The 23,350-nt window shown below is 37.0% G+C and carries 18 protein-coding genes; 10 read left to right on the top strand and 8 right to left on the bottom strand.

Annotation, left to right across the window (positions count from 1 at the left end; genetic code table 11):
* Positions 1–52 precede the first annotated feature (52 nt).
* Entirely contained in the window at positions 53–757 is a 705-nt protein-coding gene (locus tag DU508_RS09055; RefSeq protein ID WP_115402479.1) for a LytR/AlgR family response regulator transcription factor, read from the top strand.
* Here DU508_RS09055 and DU508_RS09050 read toward each other — a convergent pair.
* Positions 746–1,159, bottom strand: coding sequence for a sterol desaturase family protein (locus tag DU508_RS09050; protein WP_262511022.1), 414 nt, complete (start codon positions 1,157–1,159; stop codon positions 746–748). The genes DU508_RS09055 and DU508_RS09050 overlap by 12 nt on opposite strands.
* 196 nt (positions 1,160–1,355) lie before the next feature.
* On the opposite strand from DU508_RS09050, the gene DU508_RS09045 reads away from it, so the two are divergent.
* The 5 genes from DU508_RS09045 to DU508_RS09025 all read left to right on the top strand — a co-directional run bounded on the left by DU508_RS09045 (position 1,356) and on the right by DU508_RS09025 (position 9,171).
* Entirely contained in the window at positions 1,356–1,961 is a 606-nt protein-coding gene (locus tag DU508_RS09045; protein ID WP_115402477.1) for a TetR/AcrR family transcriptional regulator, read from the top strand.
* A gap of 73 nt (positions 1,962–2,034) precedes the next feature.
* A complete protein-coding gene (locus DU508_RS09040; protein ID WP_115402476.1) occupies positions 2,035–3,375 on the top strand; it encodes a TolC family protein in 1,341 nt (446 codons plus the stop codon).
* Positions 3,376–3,377: 2 nt separating this feature from the next.
* Positions 3,378–4,445 carry an efflux RND transporter periplasmic adaptor subunit gene (locus DU508_RS09035; RefSeq protein ID WP_115402475.1) on the top strand — a complete coding sequence of 356 codons (1,068 nt, stop codon included), beginning with the start codon at positions 3,378–3,380 and terminating at the stop codon, positions 4,443–4,445.
* Positions 4,446–4,530: 85 nt separating this feature from the next.
* On the top strand, positions 4,531–7,725 hold the full coding sequence (locus tag DU508_RS09030) for an efflux RND transporter permease subunit (protein ID WP_115402474.1): 3,195 nt from the start codon (positions 4,531–4,533) through the stop codon (positions 7,723–7,725).
* A 597-nt stretch (positions 7,726–8,322) separates the two neighbouring features.
* Positions 8,323–9,171: a hypothetical protein gene (locus tag DU508_RS09025; RefSeq protein ID WP_115402473.1), complete on the top strand. Its 849-nt coding sequence runs from the start codon at positions 8,323–8,325 to the stop codon at positions 9,169–9,171.
* Here DU508_RS09025 and DU508_RS09020 read toward each other — a convergent pair.
* From DU508_RS09020 to DU508_RS08995, 5 genes are all read right to left on the bottom strand, one after another.
* On the bottom strand, positions 9,161–10,363 hold the full coding sequence (locus DU508_RS09020; RefSeq protein WP_115402472.1) for an MFS transporter: 1,203 nt from the start codon (positions 10,361–10,363) through the stop codon (positions 9,161–9,163). The two genes, DU508_RS09025 and DU508_RS09020, sit on opposite strands and share 11 nt — an antisense overlap.
* 200 nt (positions 10,364–10,563) lie before the next feature.
* Positions 10,564–11,970, bottom strand: a complete 1,407-nt coding sequence (gene lpdA / locus DU508_RS09015) for a dihydrolipoyl dehydrogenase (protein ID WP_115402471.1) — start codon at positions 11,968–11,970, stop codon at positions 10,564–10,566.
* Between the two features lie 194 nt (positions 11,971–12,164).
* Positions 12,165–12,833 (bottom strand): HAD family hydrolase, encoded by a 669-nt coding sequence (locus tag DU508_RS09010; protein ID WP_115402470.1) that lies wholly within the window; start codon positions 12,831–12,833, stop codon positions 12,165–12,167.
* Positions 12,834–12,886: 53 nt separating this feature from the next.
* The gene (locus DU508_RS09005; RefSeq protein WP_147273602.1) at positions 12,887–14,050 is read right to left on the bottom strand and encodes an esterase-like activity of phytase family protein; all 1,164 of its coding nucleotides are present in this window, start codon (positions 14,048–14,050) and stop codon (positions 12,887–12,889) included.
* Between the two features lie 176 nt (positions 14,051–14,226).
* Positions 14,227–15,108, bottom strand: a complete 882-nt coding sequence (locus tag DU508_RS08995; protein ID WP_115402467.1) for a DUF6515 family protein — start codon at positions 15,106–15,108, stop codon at positions 14,227–14,229.
* 193 nt (positions 15,109–15,301) lie between these two features.
* Here DU508_RS08995 and DU508_RS08990 point away from each other — a divergent pair, with 193 nt between their 5' ends.
* The 3 genes from DU508_RS08990 (at position 15,302) to DU508_RS08980 (ending at position 19,938) form a co-directional block, all read left to right on the top strand.
* Positions 15,302–17,170 (top strand): CocE/NonD family hydrolase, encoded by a 1,869-nt coding sequence (locus DU508_RS08990; protein ID WP_115402466.1) that lies wholly within the window; start codon positions 15,302–15,304, stop codon positions 17,168–17,170.
* 162 nt (positions 17,171–17,332) lie between these two features.
* Positions 17,333–18,985: a M1 family metallopeptidase gene (locus DU508_RS08985; protein WP_115402465.1), complete on the top strand. Its 1,653-nt coding sequence runs from the start codon at positions 17,333–17,335 to the stop codon at positions 18,983–18,985.
* Between the two features lie 221 nt (positions 18,986–19,206).
* Positions 19,207–19,938 carry a head GIN domain-containing protein gene (locus DU508_RS08980; protein WP_115402464.1) on the top strand — a complete coding sequence of 244 codons (732 nt, stop codon included), beginning with the start codon at positions 19,207–19,209 and terminating at the stop codon, positions 19,936–19,938.
* 208 nt (positions 19,939–20,146) lie between these two features.
* Here the strand turns inward: DU508_RS08980 and DU508_RS08975 are convergent, their stop codons facing one another.
* Both DU508_RS08975 and DU508_RS08970 read right to left on the bottom strand, forming a co-directional pair.
* Positions 20,147–21,037, bottom strand: coding sequence for a hypothetical protein (locus DU508_RS08975; RefSeq protein WP_233509442.1), 891 nt, complete (start codon positions 21,035–21,037; stop codon positions 20,147–20,149).
* 85 nt (positions 21,038–21,122) lie between these two features.
* The gene (locus DU508_RS08970; protein WP_115402463.1) at positions 21,123–21,827 is read right to left on the bottom strand and encodes a DUF2490 domain-containing protein; all 705 of its coding nucleotides are present in this window, start codon (positions 21,825–21,827) and stop codon (positions 21,123–21,125) included.
* Between the two features lie 254 nt (positions 21,828–22,081).
* On the opposite strand from DU508_RS08970, the gene fabV reads away from it, so the two are divergent.
* Positions 22,082–23,275: an enoyl-ACP reductase FabV gene (gene fabV, locus DU508_RS08965; RefSeq protein WP_115402462.1), complete on the top strand. Its 1,194-nt coding sequence runs from the start codon at positions 22,082–22,084 to the stop codon at positions 23,273–23,275.
* Positions 23,276–23,350: the final 75 nt, after the last annotated feature.

Raw genomic sequence — 23,350 nt, 5'->3', positions numbered from 1 at the left:
TTGTTATCATCCCAGAACAAAAAAATTGTTTTAAAAACAAGTTTTACAAGTGATGAGATATACCTGCATAATTGTAGATGATGAACAACATGCTACTGAACAGCTATTAGAATATGTAGAAAATACCCCTACATTATACTTAATCAAAGCTTTTACCGACCCAGAGCTGGCACTGCACGAAATCATGCAAATGAAAACTCCTGTAGATATTTTATTTACAGATGTAGAAATGCCAAAAATTTCGGGCATTGACCTGGTAATGAAATTAAGCCATGAAGTTAAAGCTACAGTATTTGTTACCGCTCACTTAAAATATGCATTAGATGGCTATGAGGTAAACGTTAATAATTTCTTACTTAAGCCTTACACGTTTCAAAAATTTAAATCTGTTATATTATCTGTTATTAATCAATTATCCAGAGACAATCCTTTTATATTCTTAAAAAACAAGTATAAAAGGGGATTTATAAAAATTTACACTTCTGAAATTACTTTTATTGAGGCAGCGGGAAACTATGTTGTAATCAATGGCATACATCAACCAATAACCACACTTTTAAAATTATCAGAAACAGAAAAAAGATTAGAGATTTATTCACATTTTATCAGAATTCATAAATCCTTTATCGTATCAACAAAACATATTGAAAAATTTAAAGATGATTTTGTTTACTTAAGAAGTGGGGAATCTATTCCGGTTGGTTCTACTTATAAAGAAAAAGTTACCAATTATTTTAAATCCAGATTAATTCCGTAACACATCTTTCCTTACAAACAACAATCCAAAAGCCTTCCCTTTCTCTTTTCCTTGATTTTTATGATGAATTTTATGGGCCTTTCTAACGGCTTGTAAATATTTGTTATTGCTTTTAAAAGTTTTGAACCGACGATGTACAAACCAATCGTGCAAAATAAAATAGACTAATCCGTAAATAGTGATTCCTAATCCAATAAAAAACAAATATCCGTACTGATTTCGATCGGTATACATCAAATCAAGTGATACCATAGCAAATATTAACGCAAACAGGTCATTCCACTCAAAAAAGGAATGCGACTTTTGATGGTGGCTTTTATGCATGAACCAAAGTGGCCCATGAAACAAATACTTATGGATAAGCCATGAGAAACATTCCATCAAAACAATGGTTAGCAGCATGATCAGGATATTTAGAAAAACTTGCATAGGGAATTGGATAATGGCAACCTAAATATACTATAAACCAATGATAAAGGATTTGATTGTCATTAAAAGGTAATGTTATTTCTCATTTATTAATCAGTTGATTAACTTTTAAAATTAAACATCTAACTTTGACTAAAATATTAAAAAAGTCAGAAAGTAGAAAAGTAAAATGATTGTAGCTGATAAAAAGCGGGAACAAATTATTGAAGGTGCTATAAAACGTTTCATTCATTTTGGTATCGGCAAAACCACCATGAATGATATTGCCGAAGATTTATCTGTTTCCAAACCATCTCTTTATTATTATTTCCCCGATAAAAGAAGTCTTATTGTGGGTGTTATCGAAAAGGTTTTTACAGATTATTTCGATTTGCTGAAAAAGAAATACAATCCGGATGCATCATTGGAAAACATATTGTTTCAAACCATTGACGTTCGTAACACATTCTTTATGAAGTACTTCATGTTGCGAATATCAGAAGGGCTTCCCGATATTTTTAATGATGACTCCATGAAGAAAAAGCTAACCAGCCTGAAAAATTCTGAGAAAGTTTTTTATGCTCAAATATTTGAGCGTGCTCAGGAAAAAGGAGAAATCAAACATGAAAACATGACTCATGTGGCCGAACTGTATTTAGAAAGTTTGATGGGCCTGACCAACATGTGTATCATGGAACTTGGAAAAGACTTATTGCCTGACAAGAAAATGGTAAATAAAATGGCTCAAAAGCAAAAAGACCTTTCGTCAATCTTTACAAGAGGATTAAAATGCTGAAAGCTTAGGTAAAGAATGAGCTTGAAGCGAACAATAAATAGATAAGAACCCAAAAACAAAAAAACAATACATTATGCATAGAGTAAAAATGGTAAAATTAATGCTCATCCTGTTTACCGGCATGGCTTTACCACAATTGGTGGCTGCACAGCAAAGGCTTACTTTAAAAGATGCACTCACTTACGCATTACAAAATAATGCCCGTGTTCGTAAATCGAAACTGGATATAGAAGGTGGAAGATATAAAGTGCAAGAAGTAAGAGCGCAAGCCTTACCACAAATTACTGGAACGAGTGGTTTAACTTATAACCCAATAATTGGTCAACAAGTGGTTGATTTTGGCGGGCAATTGCAAACATTAAAATTTGGACAAAAGTGGAATTCAAATGCTGGCGTTCAACTTTCGCAACAACTATTCAATCAACAGGTTTTTACCGGCTTACAAGCCGCAAGATCCAGTGAAGAATATTACAACCTCACTTCTCAGTTAACTGAAGAACAAATTATTGAGTTGGTTGCCAATAACTATTATCAGGTTTTGGTAAACAGACAGCAATTAAACGTAATTGATACCAACATTAAGAATGTTAGGGTGGTAGAAAAAATTATTTCCAACCAATATAAAAATGGCCTGGCAAGAAAAATTGATGTTGACCGGATCAGTGTTAATTTAACCAATTTGACAACCCAACGCGAACAAGTGATTAATGCCATCATTCAGTTGGAAAATCAATTGAAATTTGCCATGGGCATGCCTGTTTCTAATCCAATTGAACTGCCTTATACCGAGCTTACCGAAGTTTCGCAGCTACCCGTATTTACTGACTCAGTTAATTTGGCTAACCGAACAGAAATTAAACTTTTAGACAATCAGGATAAGTTGTTATCACTGCAACGTAAGGCTTATGTGGCAGAATACTACCCAACATTATCTTTATCTGGCAATTACACTTATTCGAGCCAGAGCAATGGTTTCGATTTTCTGAGTTCAAATGCATCTTCAATTGGTTTTGGTTCATCAGCAGTAGGTTTAACTTTGAGGGTGCCAATTTTTAATGGTTTTTTGACCCGTTCAAAAATCCGTCAGGCTGATGTGGAAATCAAGAAGGCTCAGGAAGATAGAAAGGAATCTACCAACTCATTGAACTTAGCTTATGAGAATGCCAAAATTCAGTTGCGCAATAACTTAAACACCATTAATGCGCAAAAGAAGAATGTTGAACTTGCCCAGGAAATTTACAAAAGCACGCAAAACAATTATAACAACGGCTTAGCGTCCTTAACTGATTTATTGGACACAGAAAACTCCCTTACTTCATCGCAAAACAGCTATACACAAGCTTTATTGAATTATAAAATAGCTGAAATACAATTAATAAAATCAAACGGAAATATTAAATCGCTAGTAAAATAGAAATGAAAAGAGTAATTACCATAATTATCGTAGTTGTTGTTGCCTTGGGCGCAATAGCTTATGTGTTAAGCAACAATAAAAAGAAGAACGAAGCTAAAACTGCTTTCATTGCAGAAGGTAGCGGTGCTGTTGCCGTTCGTGTTGCTCAAGTTGAAAAAAAGGTTGTAGACTTGGATTTTAGTGCAAACGGAAATTTCATTCCTAAACAAGAACTTAATTTCTTATCAGAGAATGCAGGTCGTGTTACAGCAATTTATGTTGACGAGGGTGCCCGTGTAAGTAAAGGACAGGTTTTGGCTCGCATTGATGCTGAAATTATCAATACAGATAGAGAAACTGCTGAAGCCGCTTACCAAAATGCGCAAAGAGACGAAGCACGTTATCAAAGTTCTTATCAAACTGGTGGTGTTACCCAACAACAGTTAGATCAGGCTAAACTGGCTACCAGAAATGCAAAATTACGCTTACAAGCTTCTCAACGCAGATTGAGTGATGCAAACATCAAATCTCCAATTAACGGAATTGTAAACAAAAGATATATTGAGGTTGGTGCTTTTGTAACTGCTCAAGGAACACAATTATTCGAATTGGTTGATGTTTCTAAATTAAAATTGAAAGTTAACGTAAACGAATCGCAGGTGGCAAACTTAAAAGTTGGTGATCAGATCGACATTAAATCTTCTGTATTTCCTAATGATAAGTTTTCTGGAAAGGTAACTTTTATTGCGGCTAAAGCCGATGCCACCTTAAATTTCCCTATCGAAATTGAAGTAGAAAACAGCCACAAGAACACATTGAAAGCTGGTATGTATGGAACAGCCATATTTAAGTTCCCTAAACAAGCTCCAAGCATTCTGATTCCGCGTACTTCTTTTGTTGGTAGTGTAAGCAGTAATCAGGTATTTGTGTTAGATAAGGCAAACAACACTTCGAAAATCCGTAAGGTGGTTACCGGACGTATTTTGGGCGATAGCGTGGAAATTCTTGATGGCTTGAATGAAGGTGAAACGGTAATTACCAGTGGCCAAATCAATTTAGCTGATGGCACAGCCGTGAGTATCGTTAAATAGTTCAATTCGCAGTTTTCAGTTTACATTTTATAATTCTGAGCCTGCTGAAGAACAATATTTAGTTCAATCGCAATAAAAAATTAAAATGAAGATAACAGATATATCTATAAAAAGGCCCTCGCTGGTAATTGTGGTATTTACCGCACTTACATTACTTGGGCTATTAAGTTACTTTTCGTTGGGTTATGAATTACTTCCAAAATTCTCAAACAACGTAGTATCTATTGCAACCATTTATCCTGGTGCATCACCAAATGAGGTTGAAAATACCGTTACCAAAAAAATTGAAGATGCGGTATCCTCAATGGAAAACATTAAAAAAATCAACTCGGTATCATTCGAAAGTTTATCTACCGTAACAATTACTTTAACGGATAAAGCAAACATCGATATTTCATTAAACGATGCACAACGTAAGGTAAATGCGATTTTATCTCAATTGCCAGAGGATGTTAAAACACCATCCTTAAGTAAATTCTCATTGGATGATTTACCTGTGATTACCATGTCGGCCTCAGCAAATATGGATGACATTTCCTTTTACGATTTGATCGATAAAAGAATTGCTCCGGTAATTTCAAGGGTAAACGGTATCGCTCAGGTAAACCTGGTTGGTGGATCGGAGCGTGAAATTCAGGTTTCACTTGATGCGGATAAATTACAAGGATATAACCTTGCTGTACCTCAGGTTCAGCAGATGATTTTAAGTTCTAACCTTGATTTCCCTACAGGAAGTGTTAAAACTCAAAATCAAGATGTATTAATCCGTTTATCTGGTAAATACAGAAGTATTGAAGAATTAAGAAACCTGGTTTTAACCACCTCACAAGCGGGCGCACAAATTCGCCTGGGTGATATTGCCGACGTTCAGGATGCGCAAAAAGAAACAGAGAAGCTAGCCCGTATTAATCGCCAGGCATCTATTGCCATTCAAATCATTAAACAAAGTGACGCGAATGCGGTAGAGGTAAGTAAAGGTGTACATGCCATTATTGAAAAGCTAAAATTAGAATATGAAGCCAATAAACTTGATATCAAAATTGTTAATGACAGTTCTATTTTCACTTTAGAATCTGCTGATGCGGTAATTCACGATTTAATTCTTGCTGTAGTATTGGTGGCATTTGTGATGCTTTTCTTCTTGCATAGTTTTCGTAATGCATTAATCGTAATGGTATCCATTCCGGTTTCGCTGGTAGCAACATTTATCGGAATCAGCTTATTTGGTTTTACGCTAAACTTAATGTCATTATTGGGTTTATCACTGGTAGTAGGTATCCTGGTGGATGATGCAATTGTGGTACTGGAAAATATCCAGCGGCACATGGAAATGGGCAAGAACAAGGTTAGGGCTGCATCCGATGCTACGCGTGAGATCGGTTTTACCGTTGTATCCATTACCTTTGTAATCGTGGTGGTATTCTTCCCAATCGCCGTTAGTACAGGCTTAGTTTCGAATATTCTTCGTCAGTTCTGTATTGTTGTGATCATTGCAACGCTGCTTTCATTGGTTGCATCATTTACGATTGTACCTCTTATCTTCTCTCGTTTTGGTAAATTAGAACGTATTGAAGGTAAGAATATGTTTGGCCGCTTTATTCTGTGGTTCGAAAAACAATTGAAGAAATTCACTCTTTGGATTACTAGTATTTTAACCTGGTCGTTAAACCATAAAGCACTAACCCTGGTTGCTGTTTTTGTGATGTTCCTGGGTTCTTGTGGTTTATTGGGCGCTGGGTTCATCGGTTCTGAGTTTTTCCCTAAATCAGACAAAGGGGAGTTCTTAGTTCAGTTAGAGTTACCAAAAGATGCCTCGCTTGAGCAAACGAACTTTTTCACACAAAGAGCAGAGGCCTTTTTAAGTAAACAACCAGAAATTACACAGCTAATCACAACAGTTGGACAATCAACCGGAGATTTTGGTGGTTCACAGGCTACAGCTTATAAATCAGAGATCAATGTAAAACTTGTTGAACGCAACAAGCGTGAAGGTGTTTCTTCAGATATCTTCGCCACTAAAATGAGTCGTGCTTTAGGTAAGGAATTGGTTGGTGCAAAGGTTAAAACTGTTCCAATCAGTATTTTGGGTATAGCAGAGAATGCACCAATCCAATTGGTGGTAATGGGTTCTGATTTAGATAGCGCTTTAAAATATGCAGAAGGTGCTCAAAAAGTATTAGCAGCAATTCCAGGTGCCACAGAGATTAAATTATCAGTAGAAAAAGGAACGCCGGAAATTAATGTTCAGGTAGACCGCGATAAAATGTCGGCTGTTGGCTTAACTCTCCAAACCGTGGGTTCAACTATGCAAACAGCATTTGCCGGTAACACAGATGGCAAATATAGAAAAGGCGAATACGAGTATGATATCAATATTCAGTATCAGGATTTCAATAGAAAAAACATTGATGATGTTCGTAACCTGATTTTTGTAAATAATGCTGGTGCACAAATTAAATTAACACAGTTTGCCACTATTACAGAAGGGTCAGGACCTAGTCAGCTGGAACGTTTGAATAAATCCACTTCAGTATCAGTTAAAGCACAATCAATCGGTAGACCAACCGGAACAGTAGTTGCCGAGTTTCAATCGAAATTAGAAGAGTTGCAACAGAATGGTAAATTAAAAGCACCAATAGGCGTAAGTTATACATGGGCTGGAGATCAGGAAAATCAGAGCGAAGGTTTCGGTACCCTAGGTATTGCGTTACTGGCTTCAATTATACTGGTTTATTTAATTATGGTTGCACTGTATGATAGTTTTGTTTATCCTTTAGTAGTAATGTTCTCGCTTCCATTGGCTGTAATCGGTGCTTTATTAGCGTTAGCATTAACCAATAATTCAATTGGTATTTTTACTATATTGGGTTTAATTATGCTTATGGGCCTTGTGGCTAAAAATGCGATTATCCTTGTCGATTTTACCAATCACTTAAAAGCAGAAGGTAAAGAAACCAAAGAAGCGCTTGTTTTAGCCAACCATGCTCGTTTAAGGCCAATTTTAATGACAACCATCGCCATGGTATTTGGTATGCTTCCAATTGCATTGGCAAGTGGAGCGGGTGCTGAATGGAAAAATGGTTTGGCTTGGGTTATTGTTGGCGGATTAACCAGTTCGTTATTCTTAACCTTAATTGTTGTACCAGTGGTTTATTTAATATTCGATAGAATGCTGGAAAAATTTGGCTTTAATAAAAAAGGTAAAACCATCGATGAGTTAATGGTTGAACCTTACGATCATAAAGAAGTGCATGAATACGATTTAGATCACGGACATTAATATATATCCAGATTAACAATCAATCAGGTCGCCCCCCAAAGGCGGCCTTTTTTTTTGAGAAGTTTAATCAAACTGACGAAGTTTTCCCAATCCCACAAATCCACCTAAACTTCGTAAGTCTGTATCTTATTCGACTTGCGAAGCTTCGAGGGCCAAAGCCTTGGCAAATACTCCCTCAATGATGATTCGGAGGGATGAACTACCTAAGACATTTAAGAACATTTAGCTATCCGCTGGGGCTAATTTTTCTGTATGGTTAAATAGATTGACCAGACATCGATCAGACTGACGAAGTTTCCCCAATCCCACAAATCCACCTAAACTTCGCAAGTCTGTATCTGATTCGACTTGCGAAGCTTCAAGGACCAAAGCCTTGGCAGATACTCCCTTAATGATGGTTCGGAGGGATGAACCACCTAAGACATTTAAGAATATCTTAGCTATCCGCTGGGGCTAATTTTCTATATAGTTAAATAGATTGACCAGACATCGATCAGACTGACGAAGTTTCCCCAATCCCACAAATCCACCTAAACTTCGCAAGTCTATTCTTTGGTTCAGCAAACAAATTATTGAGCAATATTGTATATTAGTGGTATGTTAAAAGTTGCTTTATCCATTATTTTAATCTGCTTTTCGCTTCTAGTAAAAGCCCAGCATCCCCCGGTATTTCCGGCAATGACAACCGATTCCTCCTTTATTAAAATTGCTAACCTAAACATTAGTCTTGTTAAATATTCTTATAAGCCAAATGGTGTTAGATTTTTAGTTGTGCACGATAACGAAGATACTGGAGTTAAGGCTGGTTTTGAATATATCCGTTGGAGTGGAGGAGAATTAATTGACAGCCAGTACGGCGGAGTCAGGGATTATACTTTCAACTACATGAGCGATCCTTATCGAATTGATCCAAATGCAATTTACACCCAGATAGGTGTTAGCACGAGATTAAAAAAGGATGCCTATAGCTCAAATGAAGTAGAAAAACTCATTCTAAATGCTGGAAAACAAATTTTAGACTTTTACGATCCAAAATCTACAGGCTATATATTAACATTACATAACAATGCGGATGGAGGCTTTGGTATTTCCTCTTATTTACCTGGTTACGAGCTATCGAGTACAGCAGATTCAGTTTACATTAATTTTCAGATGGATGGCGATGATTTATTGTATGTTACCGAACCGCGATTATTTACCAGCTTAAAAAAGGCAAATGTGAATGTGATTTTGCAATCAAAGTTTGCAGAAAATGATGGGTCATTGTCTGTTTATGCTATGCAAAACAATATTCCATATATCAATGTAGAAGTGCAACATGGCCATTTAGATGAAAACCTGAGGCTGATTGAAATTGCAATTGCTGCACTAAAAGAGCATGGGTTAATTAAAAATGAGGGAAAAGCTTTACAAAAAGATAATTTAGGCAAAACACCTACTCAATAGCCTTAATTTTACTAACCAAAACGCTAACAAGCAAACCAAAAACACCAATAACGGCATAAGAATATTGAAGGCTGGATAAAGCCGAAATGTAACCAATTAACGGTGGTCCCATCAGAAAACCCAAATAACTTACACTTGAAACCATTGCTATTGCCATTCCCGCCGAAACTTTTCCATTTTTCCCTGCTACGCTATAAACCGTAGGAACAATACTCGATACACCTATTCCAACCAGCATAAAACCAATTGTTGCCGTTACAATATATGGTAAAAATACAGAAAGAAACATTCCTGTGGAAATGATCAAACCACTGATTTGAATGGTTTTCTTTCTACCCAGTTTAGCAATAATTTTATCGCCAACAAAGCGGCCTGTGGCCATCATCACCATAAAAGATGCATAACCTAAAATGACCATAGACGATGGCGCTTTAACTATTTCCTTAAAATATACCCCGCTCCAATCGAACATGGCGCCCTCAGTTGCCATGCTACAAAAACCTATAATACCAAGCTGTAGAAGTATACCCTCTGGCTTAACAAATAACTTTCCTTTACGTTCAGCACTGGCACCTTTTCCTGGAACAAGGTGTTTATAGTTAAAAAATATGTTAGTGAAAATGAGGGCAACAATGATCCAGAAATGATGGTACGGGATAACATGAAGATTAACCATGAGCAAGCCAATCAAAGCTCCTGTAAATCCTGCAATACTCCAGGCCCCGTGAAATGAAGTCATGATGGGCCTGCCAAATAACTTTTCAGCCTCCGATCCTTGCGTATTCACTGAAATATTACACATATTTCCGATTACACCAAACAAGAAAAGGAAAGCTGCAAGATGCCATGGAGCTGTTGCTAAGCCCAGATTGCTCAGGGCTAAAACGTATAGTGGAGCAGTGATGGTCAAAATGGTTTTGCTGCCATATCTGGTAACCAAACCGCCAGAAATTGGCATGGTCAACAACTGTCCTAATGGGAGGGCCAATAATATAGTTCCTAATTCGCCATCAGATAAATTTAAACTATGTTTGATATCAGGAATCCGGCTCGCCCAGGATGCAAAAGCAATGCCCTGACCAAAATAAAATAATGAAACAGCTAAGCGAATTCGATTTGGAGAACTGTGAGGTTGTACAGGTTTAACTTCTTCTTGCTTTAAAATTTTCTGATTTGCATTGACGTCTTCCAAAATCTGATTTTTTATGAGTGGGATTGTGCCGCAAAGTTCCTTAAATCAAACGGAAATTGGAAGAAAGGTTTATCATTTGGATATAATTATTAAACAAGAAGCCCCGACCATTATCGAGGCTTCTCATTTATTGAACTGAATGCAGTATCTATAACAATAAAATAGATGCTGAAACAAGTTCAGCATAATGAACTATTCAATTAAATGTGTATCGCTCTGTTATCCGTTGCGGCTAATGCAGCTTCTTTTAAAGCTTCAGTATAAGTTGGGTGAGCGTGGCAAGTGCGGGCAATATCTTCTGCCGATGCACGGAACTCCATCGCAATCACAGCCTCAGCAATCATATCTGCTGCACGCGGGCCAATCATGTGCACGCCTAAAACTTCATCAGTTGCAGCATCTGCCAAAACTTTGATGAAACCATCTGTATCCATACTTGCTTTCGCACGTCCACTTGCTTTAAATGGGAATGAGCCTGCTTTATATTTCGTTCCTTTTTCTTTTAATTGCTCTTCTGTTAAACCAACTGATGCAACTTCCGGCCAGGTATAAACCACACCAGGAATTAAATTATAATTGATGTGCGGTTTTTGTCCGGCGATGGTTTCAGCAACATAAGTTCCTTCATCTTCAGCCTTGTGCGCTAACATTGCACCAGTAATCACATCTCCAATGGCATAAACACCTTTAACTGAAGTTTCCAAATGTTCATTTACAGGAATTTTCTTACCTCTTTCTTCTACCGTGATTCCGATTTTATCTAGACCTAAACCCTCAGTGTAAGCGGTACGACCAACCGCAACAATACAGTAATCAGCTTCTAAAGAGATTGATTCACCTTTTGGAGTATCGGCGGTTACGGTTACTGTTTTGCCTTTAGTGGTTGCACCAGTAACTTTGTGCCCCATGTAAAATTCCATGCCTAAGGTTTTCTTTAGCACACGTTGAAGTTCTTTACCCAAACCGGCATCCATAGTGCCTATGATAGATGGTAAAAATTCTACCACAGAAACTTTAGTACCTAAACGAGCGTAAACAGAACCCAATTCTAATCCGATTACACCACCACCGATTACAACCATTGTTTTAGGAACTTCTTTAATATTTAAGGCTTCGGTTGAAGTAATGATCCGTTTCTTATCGATTGGCAAAAATGGCAAAGCTGTTGGTTTAGATCCCGTAGCAATGATTACATTTTTAGCGGTTAAAGTTTCAGTAGAACCATCAGCCTTAGTAATCAAAATTGTGTTTTTATCTACAAAAGAACCAACGCCTTCATAAGAATCAATTTTATTTTTCTTGAATAAATAAGTGATACCAGCTGTATTTTGTGCAACAACATCGTCTTTACGAGCAATCATTTGTGGCATGTTAACCTTAAGATTTTTAAGATCAATGCCATGGGTGGTAAAGGTATGAGCAGCGTTATGATAATGCTCTGAAGAATCTAACAATGCTTTTGAAGGAATACAACCTACATTTAAGCAAGTGCCTCCAAAGGTTTTATATTTTTCAATAACTGCAGTTTTTAAACCTAACTGAGCACAACGGATTGCGCCTACATAACCGCCCGGCCCTGAACCGATAACAACGACATCGTATTGCATAATTTTTTGAGAATTTTGATTGCCCAAATGTAGGGAAAAAAGGCTTAAGGTAAAAGGTAAAAAGCCGATCTTAAAGCCATGATGAAGTAAAATCAGCTGGATTCAGGAGAGCCCCTTAATAAGGTTAAGCAATGATAGAAATATCCATAAACATCATTATCTGTAACATCTATGTGAACCAAGTCATTTTAACGCTAATCAATTAATTTATTTTGAATCATGTAATCTTTAACATTAGCGAAATTCAGAAACAGTTGATCGGCAATTCTTAACTTTTGGTGTGCTCTAATATTGTTTTGAATGGCGTAACAGGTAATTCCAGCCGCCATAGCCGATTTTACGCCATTAATAGTGTCTTCAAATACAAGGCATTCTTCTTTTGCGAAACCTAATTTTTCAACGCAAATATTGTAACTCTCTGGGTCCGGTTTACTTTTGGTCACATCTGTTCTGGTAACAAACAAGCTGAAATATTTAGCCAATCCGTTTCTTTCAAAAACGGCCTCAACATCAATTCTTGGACTGGCCGTAACCACAGCAAGCTTAAGTCCTTTTTCGTAGAAAAACTGGATAAACTCCAAAGCAAATGGCATTAATTCGATATCTTTTGTCTTGAATCCATCGAAAGTGATTCGCTCTCTCCTATCAATAAAATGCGCCAGTTCCTCATCAATTTTGTATCTGTCGATAATCGTTTTGGCATTTTGCGGTAAGGGAATACCGGCATAATTTGTTAGCCAATCCTTAAAATCAAGTGAAACTTTATACTGACACAGAAACTCGTTCCAACAGTCGAAATGAAACTTTTCAGAGTCAATTAATGTTCCATCTAAATCAAACAACAGGGCTTTTATCTTACTCATCTTATTCTATTTATATTACTGATCTTCTACGTTGCATGCTAATTTCGCACTCATTAAGGTATAATCTCAAATAAGAAAAACTGTTGAGTTTGTGTTTTACCGAAATTGTTATCCACACAAAAAACAAGAGAGTTATGTCCATTGGGCAATTTCGGACCAAAGGTTATGCCTTCGAAATTATCGATATGTCGATTCAGCGTATCAAAATCAAAAAGCAATTTCTTTACTAATGGTTTTGGCGGGTTGTTAATAAACGATGGATTGTTGATCACATTTTCTGCACCATTTAAATCAACCAGATAAAGCTTTACAAAAGAGTGGTCGTCGCGTCCTTTTGCCCAGGCTCTTTCCATTACCAGAAGGGTGTGACTATTAACAGCCAATATTTCTGAGATCCCATTAATATTCCAATCGCTTTCCACGGTTGGTTTTATCGGCATGGCATCCAAATTGTAAGCATATTGAGCCGTATTTTTTTTCTTCTCTACATCGAATTTTAAAATCCTCGTCAGTGCCTTATCATATTCAAACGCAGCCTGGTTTCCATCCTGGTAAAGAGGTTCTTCTAAACTCGCATACAGTGTTTTATAGTCATCGGCATAACTTAAACCCTCAAAAAAGGCATTTTTCCTCACACCGTATTCCTGTTTAGTAATATGAAACCCAGTTGGTAAAGGAATAGTATCTAAAAATTTTCCCGATGTAGAAATAAAAGTTACAGCTGGCTGAACGATAGTGGTATCGGTTGGGCGATATAAACGCTCACCTTCATTACTCCATACGAAAGTATTTTTTAACGGATTGTACCGAACAGATTCCCCATCGGCTTTTGAATTTTTACCGTACTGATATTTAGGATATGGTGTACCATCTTCCTGTAAAATAAAAGTAACACCCGTAAGCCTGATTGTATCAATTTTGTTTTCCTTAATATCAATTTTAGCTGTATATATTCTGGCCGGACTGTATTGAGATGGATCATCACTGATCATATAATATTGATCATTTTTCAAATCGTAATCAATCCCCGACAAACCACCAACCAAAGTATTTTGAAAAGTATCGTTAAGTGGCATAATGTATTCACTTAAGAATTTAATTGAAGAAATTGATGTTTCCTTTTGTTTAATTGCAACATTTTTTGTTGCAGAACAAGAGGCAAATATTACAATAACAGCAAAAGAGAAAAGGGAGATTTTCAAGGATATTTTTTTCAAATCGAAATATTTTATCAGTAAAAGTATTGAATTTGATTAAGAGCCTGATAAAAATTTTATCAACTTCCTAAATTGTGCAGGATATAAAACTTAGCAAATCTTCCAGAAAATAGTCGAAAACAAATAAGCCGTTCTAAATTAATATCAGAACGGCTTATATCATTTCATGCGAATGATTAAAACAACTTACCAATTACACGGTAGGAAATGTTATTCCCATCCACCACTTCTTCATAATAAACATCATCAGGAGAAACAAAATACTTCTCATTTTTGATCGTAACTGCTCTGCATCCTTCTGGCAGCTTTGTGATGATATCGCCAATTTGATGCGTATCAGCCGGACCGTTATCTGTATTTAATACACCATCTTTACCAGCAACCACATAAACTGTTTTTCCATCGGCATTTTGACTTTGGGTATAATAAACACCTTTATATTCATAATAATCAACGCCATTAATTGTAACCAGGTTAGCATCCTGAGGTAAGCTAGGTACTTCTGCACCAACAGGCGGAGCTACCACTTCATACTGATCATTATTTTGTTGATAGAATAATCCTCCTGAATAGTAAAATTGATTGGCACCGTAGTAAAATGGATAATAACCATAAGGTAAAACGCCAATTCTGAATCCTAAAAATGGCCTGTAAAAATTATAATAGCTATAATAAGGTCTGTAGAAAGGTCTTCCAAAACCTGGACGATAACCATAACCCGGCCTATAGCCGTATCCCGGGCGATAATTTACACCCGGACGATTATAACTATAACCTGGGCGTTCTGGTCGTACACTTGTTCTACCTGGAGCCGGACTGTAACCACTTCTGTTCGGTGCCTGGGAAATTCTATTGTTTGATGGTCCTTGTATAGATGGTCCTCTGGAAATTCCGCCACCTCTTGATGGAGAAACAGCACCTGATCTCGCCCCTCCACCTGAAGAAACACCACCACCGCCTCTACTTGGTCTTTGAGCAAAAACGCTTTCTAAGCTTAATGTTGTAATCATCGCTGCTGCAGCGAAAACAACCAATCTTTTATTTAATAACCTTTTCATGTTGTGTGTTTAATTCAATTATTTATATGACGATGAAAATTCCTAAAAGATTATCCCTTAACGTCTTTTAACTAAATTTTGATAAAATGATGACGAATCTTTATTCATTACTAACAAACCTTTTACGGGAAGATTTTTATAATCAATTCATAATCGCCTATATTTAAATTTCATCCCTAAAAAACTAATCTTAATGAACTTTACAAAAATTTTCTGCCTTCTATTTTCTCTGTTTATTTCAAATGAATTATTGGCTCAGCAAACTGATTCGGCTTATGTAAGAGAGAACTATACCAAAATAGAACGCCAGATCCCCATGCGTGATGGGGCAAAACTCTTTACTTCTATTTATATACCCAAAAATCAAACCAAAAAATACCCCTTTCTGATCAACCGCACACCATATACTGTTGCCCCATATGGTGAGGATAAGTACAAACTCAGTTTAGGAAATTTCCCGGCAATGATGCATGAAGGATTTATTTTCGTTTATCAGGATGTTCGCGGGCGCTGGATGAGCGAAGGAAAATTCGAAGATATCCGTCCGCAGACAACTAAAAAGGGCAAAAAAGATATCGATGAAAGCACTGACACTTATGATACCATTGATTGGTTGGTAAAAAACATAAAAGGAAATAACGGAAAAGCAGGAATTTATGGCATCTCTTACCCGGGATTTTATTCTACAACATCACTACCAAATGCACACTCATCATTAAAAGCCGTTTCGCCACAAGCACCAGTTACCGATTGGTTTATGGGAGATGATTTTCACCACCGTGGCACATTATTTTTAATGGATGCTTTTAGTTTTATGAGCAGCTTTGGGGTTCCTCGTCCGAAGCCGATCACACCAGATAAAGGTCCGAAGGGCTTCCAGTTCCCCATTCAGGATAATTACCGTTTTTATCTGGAATCAGGTTCGGTTAAAAATTTAAAAGATAAATACTTTGCAGATAGCATTAAGTTTTGGAATGACCTGTTTAAACATCCGAATTTAGATACCTTTTGGAAGGCAAGATTGATTACACCACACTTAAAGAATGTAAAACCAGCAGTAATGGTTGTGGGTGGCTTTTTCGATGCCGAAGATGCTTATGGAACTTTCGATACCTATAAAGCTATTGAGAAACAGAATCCCGGCGCTAATAATATTTTAGTTGCAGGGCCATGGTTCCATGGAGGTTGGGTACGTAGTGATGGCTCTTATTTTGGAGATATCCAGTTTGGTAAAACCACGAGTATCGATTACCAGCAGCAATATGAATTACCTTTCTTCAAATATTACTTAAAGGGAGAGGGAGACTTCAATGCCGCCGAGGCTAATATTTTTGTAACAGGCAGCAATGAGTGGAAAAAATTCAATTCATGGCCACCGCAAGAGGTGGAAACGAAAAATCTATATCTTCAGCCTAACGGAAAACTGAGTTTTGAAAAGGTGGGAAGAACCGATAGTTGGGATGAATATGTAAGTGATCCAAATAATCCGGTTCCTTACCAGGATGGCATCCAGGCAAAACGTACCCGTGAATACATGATCGATGATCAGCGTTTTGCGGCTCGCAGGCCAGATGTTAAAACTTACCAAACTGATGCACTAACAGAAGATATTACATTAACTGGCCCTGTATTGGCTAATTTAGTTGTTTCTACAACCGGAACTGATGCCGATTATGTGGTCAAATTAATTGATGTTTATCCTGAAGATGCACCAAATCCGGTTCCAAATCCGAAAAATCTTGTTATGGGCGGTTATGAAATGCTGGTGCGTGGAGAGATTATGCGTGGCAAATATCGAAACAGCTTCGAAAAACCAGAGCCATTTGTTCCGGATGCGATAACAAAAGTTAATTATCCATTGCCCGATGTTGCTCATACTTTTAAAAAAGGCCATAAAATAATGATCCAAATCCAAAACTCATGGTTCCCCTTAGCAGACCGGAATCCACAGAAATTTATGGATATTTATCAGGCAGAGCCAGGCGATTTCCAAAAAGCGACACACAAAATTTACCACGATGTACACAACAGTTCATACATCACTGTTTCAGTTTTAAAATAAAGTGCTTGTGGGTCAATTAAGCAAATTTTAAAAAACCTAAAAATAAAAACGCATATTTGGCAGTCGTCATTGCGAGGTACGAAGCAATCTTACCATTAAATGTTTTATATAGCATAAAAGATTGCTTCGTACCTCGCAATGACGGGAAAACTTAAAAAATAAATGAAAAAACTCCTCATCCTTTTTGCTTTTGCACTATACATTACAAATGCAAGTGCTCAAATGCTAGGCAAAAACCAGATAAATTCCCGTGCCGACAGCCTTAGGGGAACACTTACTCCATTGCGAACCTGCTACGACATTAACTACTACCATTTGGATGTTAAAATCGACATTGATCAGAAATCAGTTAGCGGAAGTAATGAATTTGCATTTACGGCAACACAAGATTTTAGCAAGTTACAGTTCGATCTTTTTTCAAACTTAAAAGTTGAGAAAGTGGTATACAATGGTACAAACCTATCTTTTACCCGTGAATATAATGCTGTTTTTGTAACGTTTCCTACTATAATAAAAAAAGGCAGCAAAGATAAATTCACTGTATTTTACTCAGGAAATCCCATTGTTGCCAAAAACCCACCATGGGATGGCGGCTTTATTTTTAAGAAAGATTCAGCGGGCAATCCGTTTGTTTCCGTAGCATGCCAGGGGCTTGGAGCAAGCGTATGGTGGCCAAACAAAGATCATCAAAGTGACGAGGTAGACAGTATGTTGATCAGTATCAGTGTGCCAAATACTTTACAGGAAGTATCAAATGGAAGATTAAGAAATACAGTAGACCAGGCAGATGGATACAAACAATATAATTGGTTTGTAAGCAATCCGATCAATAATTATGATGTATCCTTTTACATTGGCAAATATTCTCATTGGGAAGATAGCTTCGATGGCGAGAACGGAAAATTGACCATCGATTATTGGGCTTTACAAGTGGATAGCGCTAAAGCTCGCCCACACTGGGATGCTGATGTTAAACCAATGTTGAAATGTTTCGAGTACTGGTTTGGACCTTACCCCTGGTATAAAGACGGTTATAAACTAGTTCAGGCACCGCATTTAGGAATGGAACACCAGAGTGCTGTAGCTTATGGCAATAAGTTTATGAAAGGTTACTTGGGAAGAGATTTAAGTGGCACCGGACATGGCTTAAAATGGGATTTCATTACCATTCATGAAAGCGGGCACGAATGGTTTGGGAATAATATCACATCAAAAGACATTGCTGATATGTGGATACACGAGGGATTTACAAATTATTCCGAAACGCTCTTTACTGAATGTACCGATAGCAAAGCCTCAGGAAATGAATATGTCATTGGAATTAGAAAAGGCATTCGAAATGATATTCCGCTAATTGGACCTTATGGGGTTAATAAAGAAGGGTCGGGCGATATGTACCCAAAAGGTGCAAATTTAATCCATACCATTCGCCAGTTAATTAATAATGATGAAAAATTCAGACAGATCCTTCGTGGTTTGAATAAAACTTTTTATCACAAAACCGTAACCACGGCAGAAATTGAAAATTATATTGCTAAACAAAGTGGATTAAAACTGAACAAGATATTCGATCAATATTTACGTTATACCCAAATTCCGGTATTGGAATATAAGATCAATAATAGTTTACTTTCTTATCGATGGGTAACAGACGTGAAAGATTTCGACATGCCAGTTCGGGTAACATTAAAAAACGGAACATACACTTTAATTAAGCCAACAAACAATTGGAAAACAATTAAGGTTGATAAAAATATAACCACTGATAATTTTAAAGCCGATCCGCTGTTTTATATCACCACAAAGAAGATTTAAGTTAGAAATATTCTCCATCGAAACGCAGCAAAATCGAGAAATCTGATAAAAGATTTCTCGATTTTGCTTTGAATAAACTTTTAAAAACACTGCTTTATTTTAAAAGAAAAATCAAAAGATTTAATCCATCGTGCAACTTTTTGACATATCCATCGTCTTATTAAAAAACTCATTAATCTGCCATTGAGCATTATTATTCAATTGCTAAAAATCTATATACAATGAAAAAATTATTCACTATTTTATTTGCTGCATTAGCACTAACCTCGAACACTAATGCAATAGCAAAAGCGCAAAACAACATCGTTTCATCAAAATACCAGGATGATGAAAGAGAAGTAAGAAATTTCAACGGCATTGCTGCAGCCGGGCCAATCAATGTTATTGTTACGCTTGGAAGCAAAGAAAGCTGTCGTTTAGAAGGAGATGCAGAAGCATTAGCAACAATTGTTACTGAAGTTAAAGGCAATATATTAATTATTCGCCCTCAAAACAGTATCACGAGTTGGTCTAGGAAATATGAGGGTAAAAAAATTACTGCTTATGTTTCTGCAAGAGAACTTGCAAGTTTAACCATGAGCGGCTCCGGCAGCATGGTGGTTAATGGCAAAATTAGCACTGGTGATTTAACAACTACGTTGAGCGGATCGGGAAGTATCAAGGCATCTGCTGATGTTGATCATTATAGTGGTGTGATTAGTGGTTCCGGCTCATTAAACATTACCGGAAATGCAGACCGGGCTAAAATTGTTATCAGTAGTTCAGGTTCATTTGAAGGAAAAGGCCTTTCTGTAAACACCTTATCCAGCACCATCAGTGGATCGGGAACAATCAATATAAAAGCTGATCAATCTATAAAAGCAGTGATCAGCGGTTCGGGTAGTGTTAACTATTCTGGCAATGCATCGGTAGATAAAACAATCATTGGCTCCGGAAGAGTTAGAAAAATTTAAAAAATCAGCTATTAAAGTGGAACGTCTCGAAGTAATTCGGGACGTTTTTGTTTTAAAGAATAAATTACGATTTTGAAACCCTCATCATTGCGAACTGAAGAAAGGGCTGTGCGTTGGAGTGAAGCAATCTTTTCAGTGCCTCAATGGATTTTTGGCAGCAAACAGATTGCTTCGTCGCTCCTACTCACAATGACCTTGTTTTTTAACATTAAAACTGTACGCCAATTACCCACATGTTTTCCAGATAGTTAATTTTCTGGCTGGCATGATCATATTCATCCCAACCAGTGGTATGTATCTGCGTTAAGTTTGTGGCACCAACTTTAGTGGTATTCTGTAGATAAACGCGCTTCCAAATATATAGTTTAAGGCCTAATTTCGCTGAGATACCATAACCAGAAATATTCCAGTGATTGTTTCTACCTAAGCCAAACAAACGAACATCGCTACGGGGCACCATTAATCCACCACCCAAACCGGTTTCCAGGGTTAAAGAAGTGTTTCCACCGGGTGCAACCCATATATCATCATAACGTTCAACTTCGATATTGGCATAATTGAAACCATCAGTATGTTCGAAAGTCAGCATGCTTTCTTTAACATTAATGGTTTGGCCATTATAAGTACCCGCCAAAGCCCCGGTAGGCACATTTTCAGGTGTAATATTTTTCCCAATTGTTCCGGTAATGCTTACATTTTGTGGAATATCCATCACATACTTCATGTGGTCCCAGCCAATGGAAATACTATAATTGTCCTTAATGAAATAACCTACCCGGATATTATATTGTGGAATGGATATCATGGAAGGATTTAACCAATCCCAACCCAATTTCGATTGTCTGTCGTGCGCAACAACATCGTGCAACGTAAAATCGTAATTCGGGCCTTGAAACCTGATATCACTTTTGCTATACCATGAATTGTTGTAACCCCAATGAAAAAAGAAATCACCTTTTCGGGAGAAATTTCTCTTATTTTCAGGATTAAACAGGCTTTTTGAACTTGGTGTATTATTAAGAGAAGATGTTTTTATTTCTTGTGCCTGCATCCGCTTGCCAAACAAAAACGCTAAAAATAGGATCGAAATTTTTTTCACGCGGCAAATTGAACGAAAAGCCGAACCAATTACAACATCTTTAACATTTTGTAAGAGTTAGCATACGAAAAATGACTTTTAAACTTTAAAAGCGGGTGTAAACTGCGAGCTGAACAATGCTGTTATTGGTATGATTTAGGGTGTTTTTAACTGCCTGATTCATGTAGCCAGCCTCAAGGTCTACTTTTTTCGAAAATCGATATCCGGCAGCTAAATAAAGCCTGTTCTGATCAAATATGCTATTATTTATTTTTTCTTTATTTTGAAAATTCAAGAAAACCTCATTTTGTAATGCCACAAACGGCCCTTTACTAAAGGTTGGTTCTGTTTTTTGTAAAGGTTGAATCAACCTGAAGAAATAGCGAAAGCGTTGAGCAAAGACATCCTCGTTAGCACGCTCAATAAACCGTTGCTCTACCCTTATTCTATGACTTGCAAAAACAGAGCTAAGCTTATGGTTAAAAATATATTGCTCAAAAATACGATGTTCGTGAAGAAAAGTATTGGAAGTACCTTCAACCTGATTTTGTGTAGTTTGCCACAAATAACCTAAAGCAACATTATGTTTATCATTGATGAAATATTGTACAGCAGGGCGCACTAATGTATTTCTAACATAAGCCCAGTCATCGGCCGATCGAACTTGCAAATCGAATTGCAATCCCCATTTCTGATTAAATTTAGTATTGTTCAAAAAAAAGAGCCAGCCAGAATTTTGATGTTGGGTTTGGGCAGAAAGTTTTCCTAAGGTGCCGAATAAAATTAGGGCAGGCAGTAATATTCTTCTCATAAAAAATTAACCGGTTTTATCTGTGTGCCGCTAAAATAATAGAAATTTAACAAAGCTTAATCATCATCTTAAATTAATATTACGATAACATAAACTTACACCGATTTGTTAACTCAATTGGCGTTTATTTAAATTTCATTTAGCGGTAAACAATTAAAAATTTATCTTCGTTATAGATTTGGGCATTGGGATGGTTTTCATTTCTATAACTAGCCTGGGTTTTTAAACATTACAAAACGTAAAATAAGAACAAAATGATTATTGAACCGAGAATGAGGGGCTTTATTTGTTTAACTGCACATCCTGATGGTTGCGCTCAAAACGTAAAGAACCAAATTGAATATGTAAAATCTAAAGGTGCTGTTGACGGACCTAAAAAAGTATTGGTAATTGGTGCATCTACTGGCTTCGGCTTAGCATCACGCATTACTGCTGCTTACGGTTCTGGCGCTGCCACAATTGGTGTGTTTTTCGAAAAAGCACCATCAGCAGGCAAAACAGCATCTCCAGGTTGGTACAATAGTGCGGCTTTTGAAAAAGAAGCTCATGCTGCTGGTTTGTATGCCAAAAGCATTAATGGCGATGCTTTCTCAAATGAAATCAAAGAGAAAACAATCGAACTGATTAAAACAGATTTAGGACAAGTTGATTTAGTCATTTACAGTCTGGCTTCTCCGGTTAGAAAACATCCTGTTACCGAAGTATTACACCGTTCTACCTTAAAACCAATTGGTGGAACTTACACAAATAAAACCGTTGACTTCCATACTGGTAATGTTACTGAAATTTCCATTGAGCCAGCTACAGAAGAAGATATTGCAAATACAGTTGCTGTAATGGGCGGCGAAGACTGGGCAATGTGGATTGACGCACTGAAAGCCGGGAACTTACTGGCAGAAGGTGCAACAACCGTAGCTTATTCTTATATCGGTCCGGCTTTAACTGAGCCTGTGTACCGTAAAGGAACCATCGGAAGAGCCAAAGATGATTTAGAAGCCACTGCTTTCAAAATCAGTGACAAATTGAAAGATATTAATGGTAAAGCCTACGTTTCGGTAAATAAAGCATTAGTTACACAAGCAAGTTCTGCAATTCCTGTAATTCCATTGTACATTTCATTATTGTATAAAATAATGAAAAAAGAAGGCATTCATGAAGGAACCATTGAACAAATTCAGCGTTTGTTTGCAGAAAGATTATATAACAGCGGCGAAGTTCCAGTTGATGAACAAGGCAGAATAAGAATTGATGATTGGGAAATGCGTGACGATGTTCAGGCTGAAGTTGCAAAACTTTGGGAAGAAGCAACCACTGAAACTTTACCGGCAATTGGCGATTTACCAGGTTATCGTTCTGATTTTTTAAGTCTGTTCGGTTTCGAAGTTGATCAGGTAGATTACCAAAAAGACGCTAACGAAGTAGTAGAAATTGAAGGATTGGTAGAATAAAACTGACCTGTAATTCCCCAAACAGTAACATATCTGCAAGATATAAAACGCTTGTTTCGGGTTAAAATTCATCAA

Origin of the sequence: Pedobacter chinensis (assembly GCF_003339865.1) — a bacterium.
GTDB lineage: Bacteria > Bacteroidota > Bacteroidia > Sphingobacteriales > Sphingobacteriaceae > Pedobacter > Pedobacter chinensis.
The sequence above is the reverse complement of the archived record's forward strand: the minus strand, read 5'-3'. Positions and strand labels throughout refer to the sequence as shown.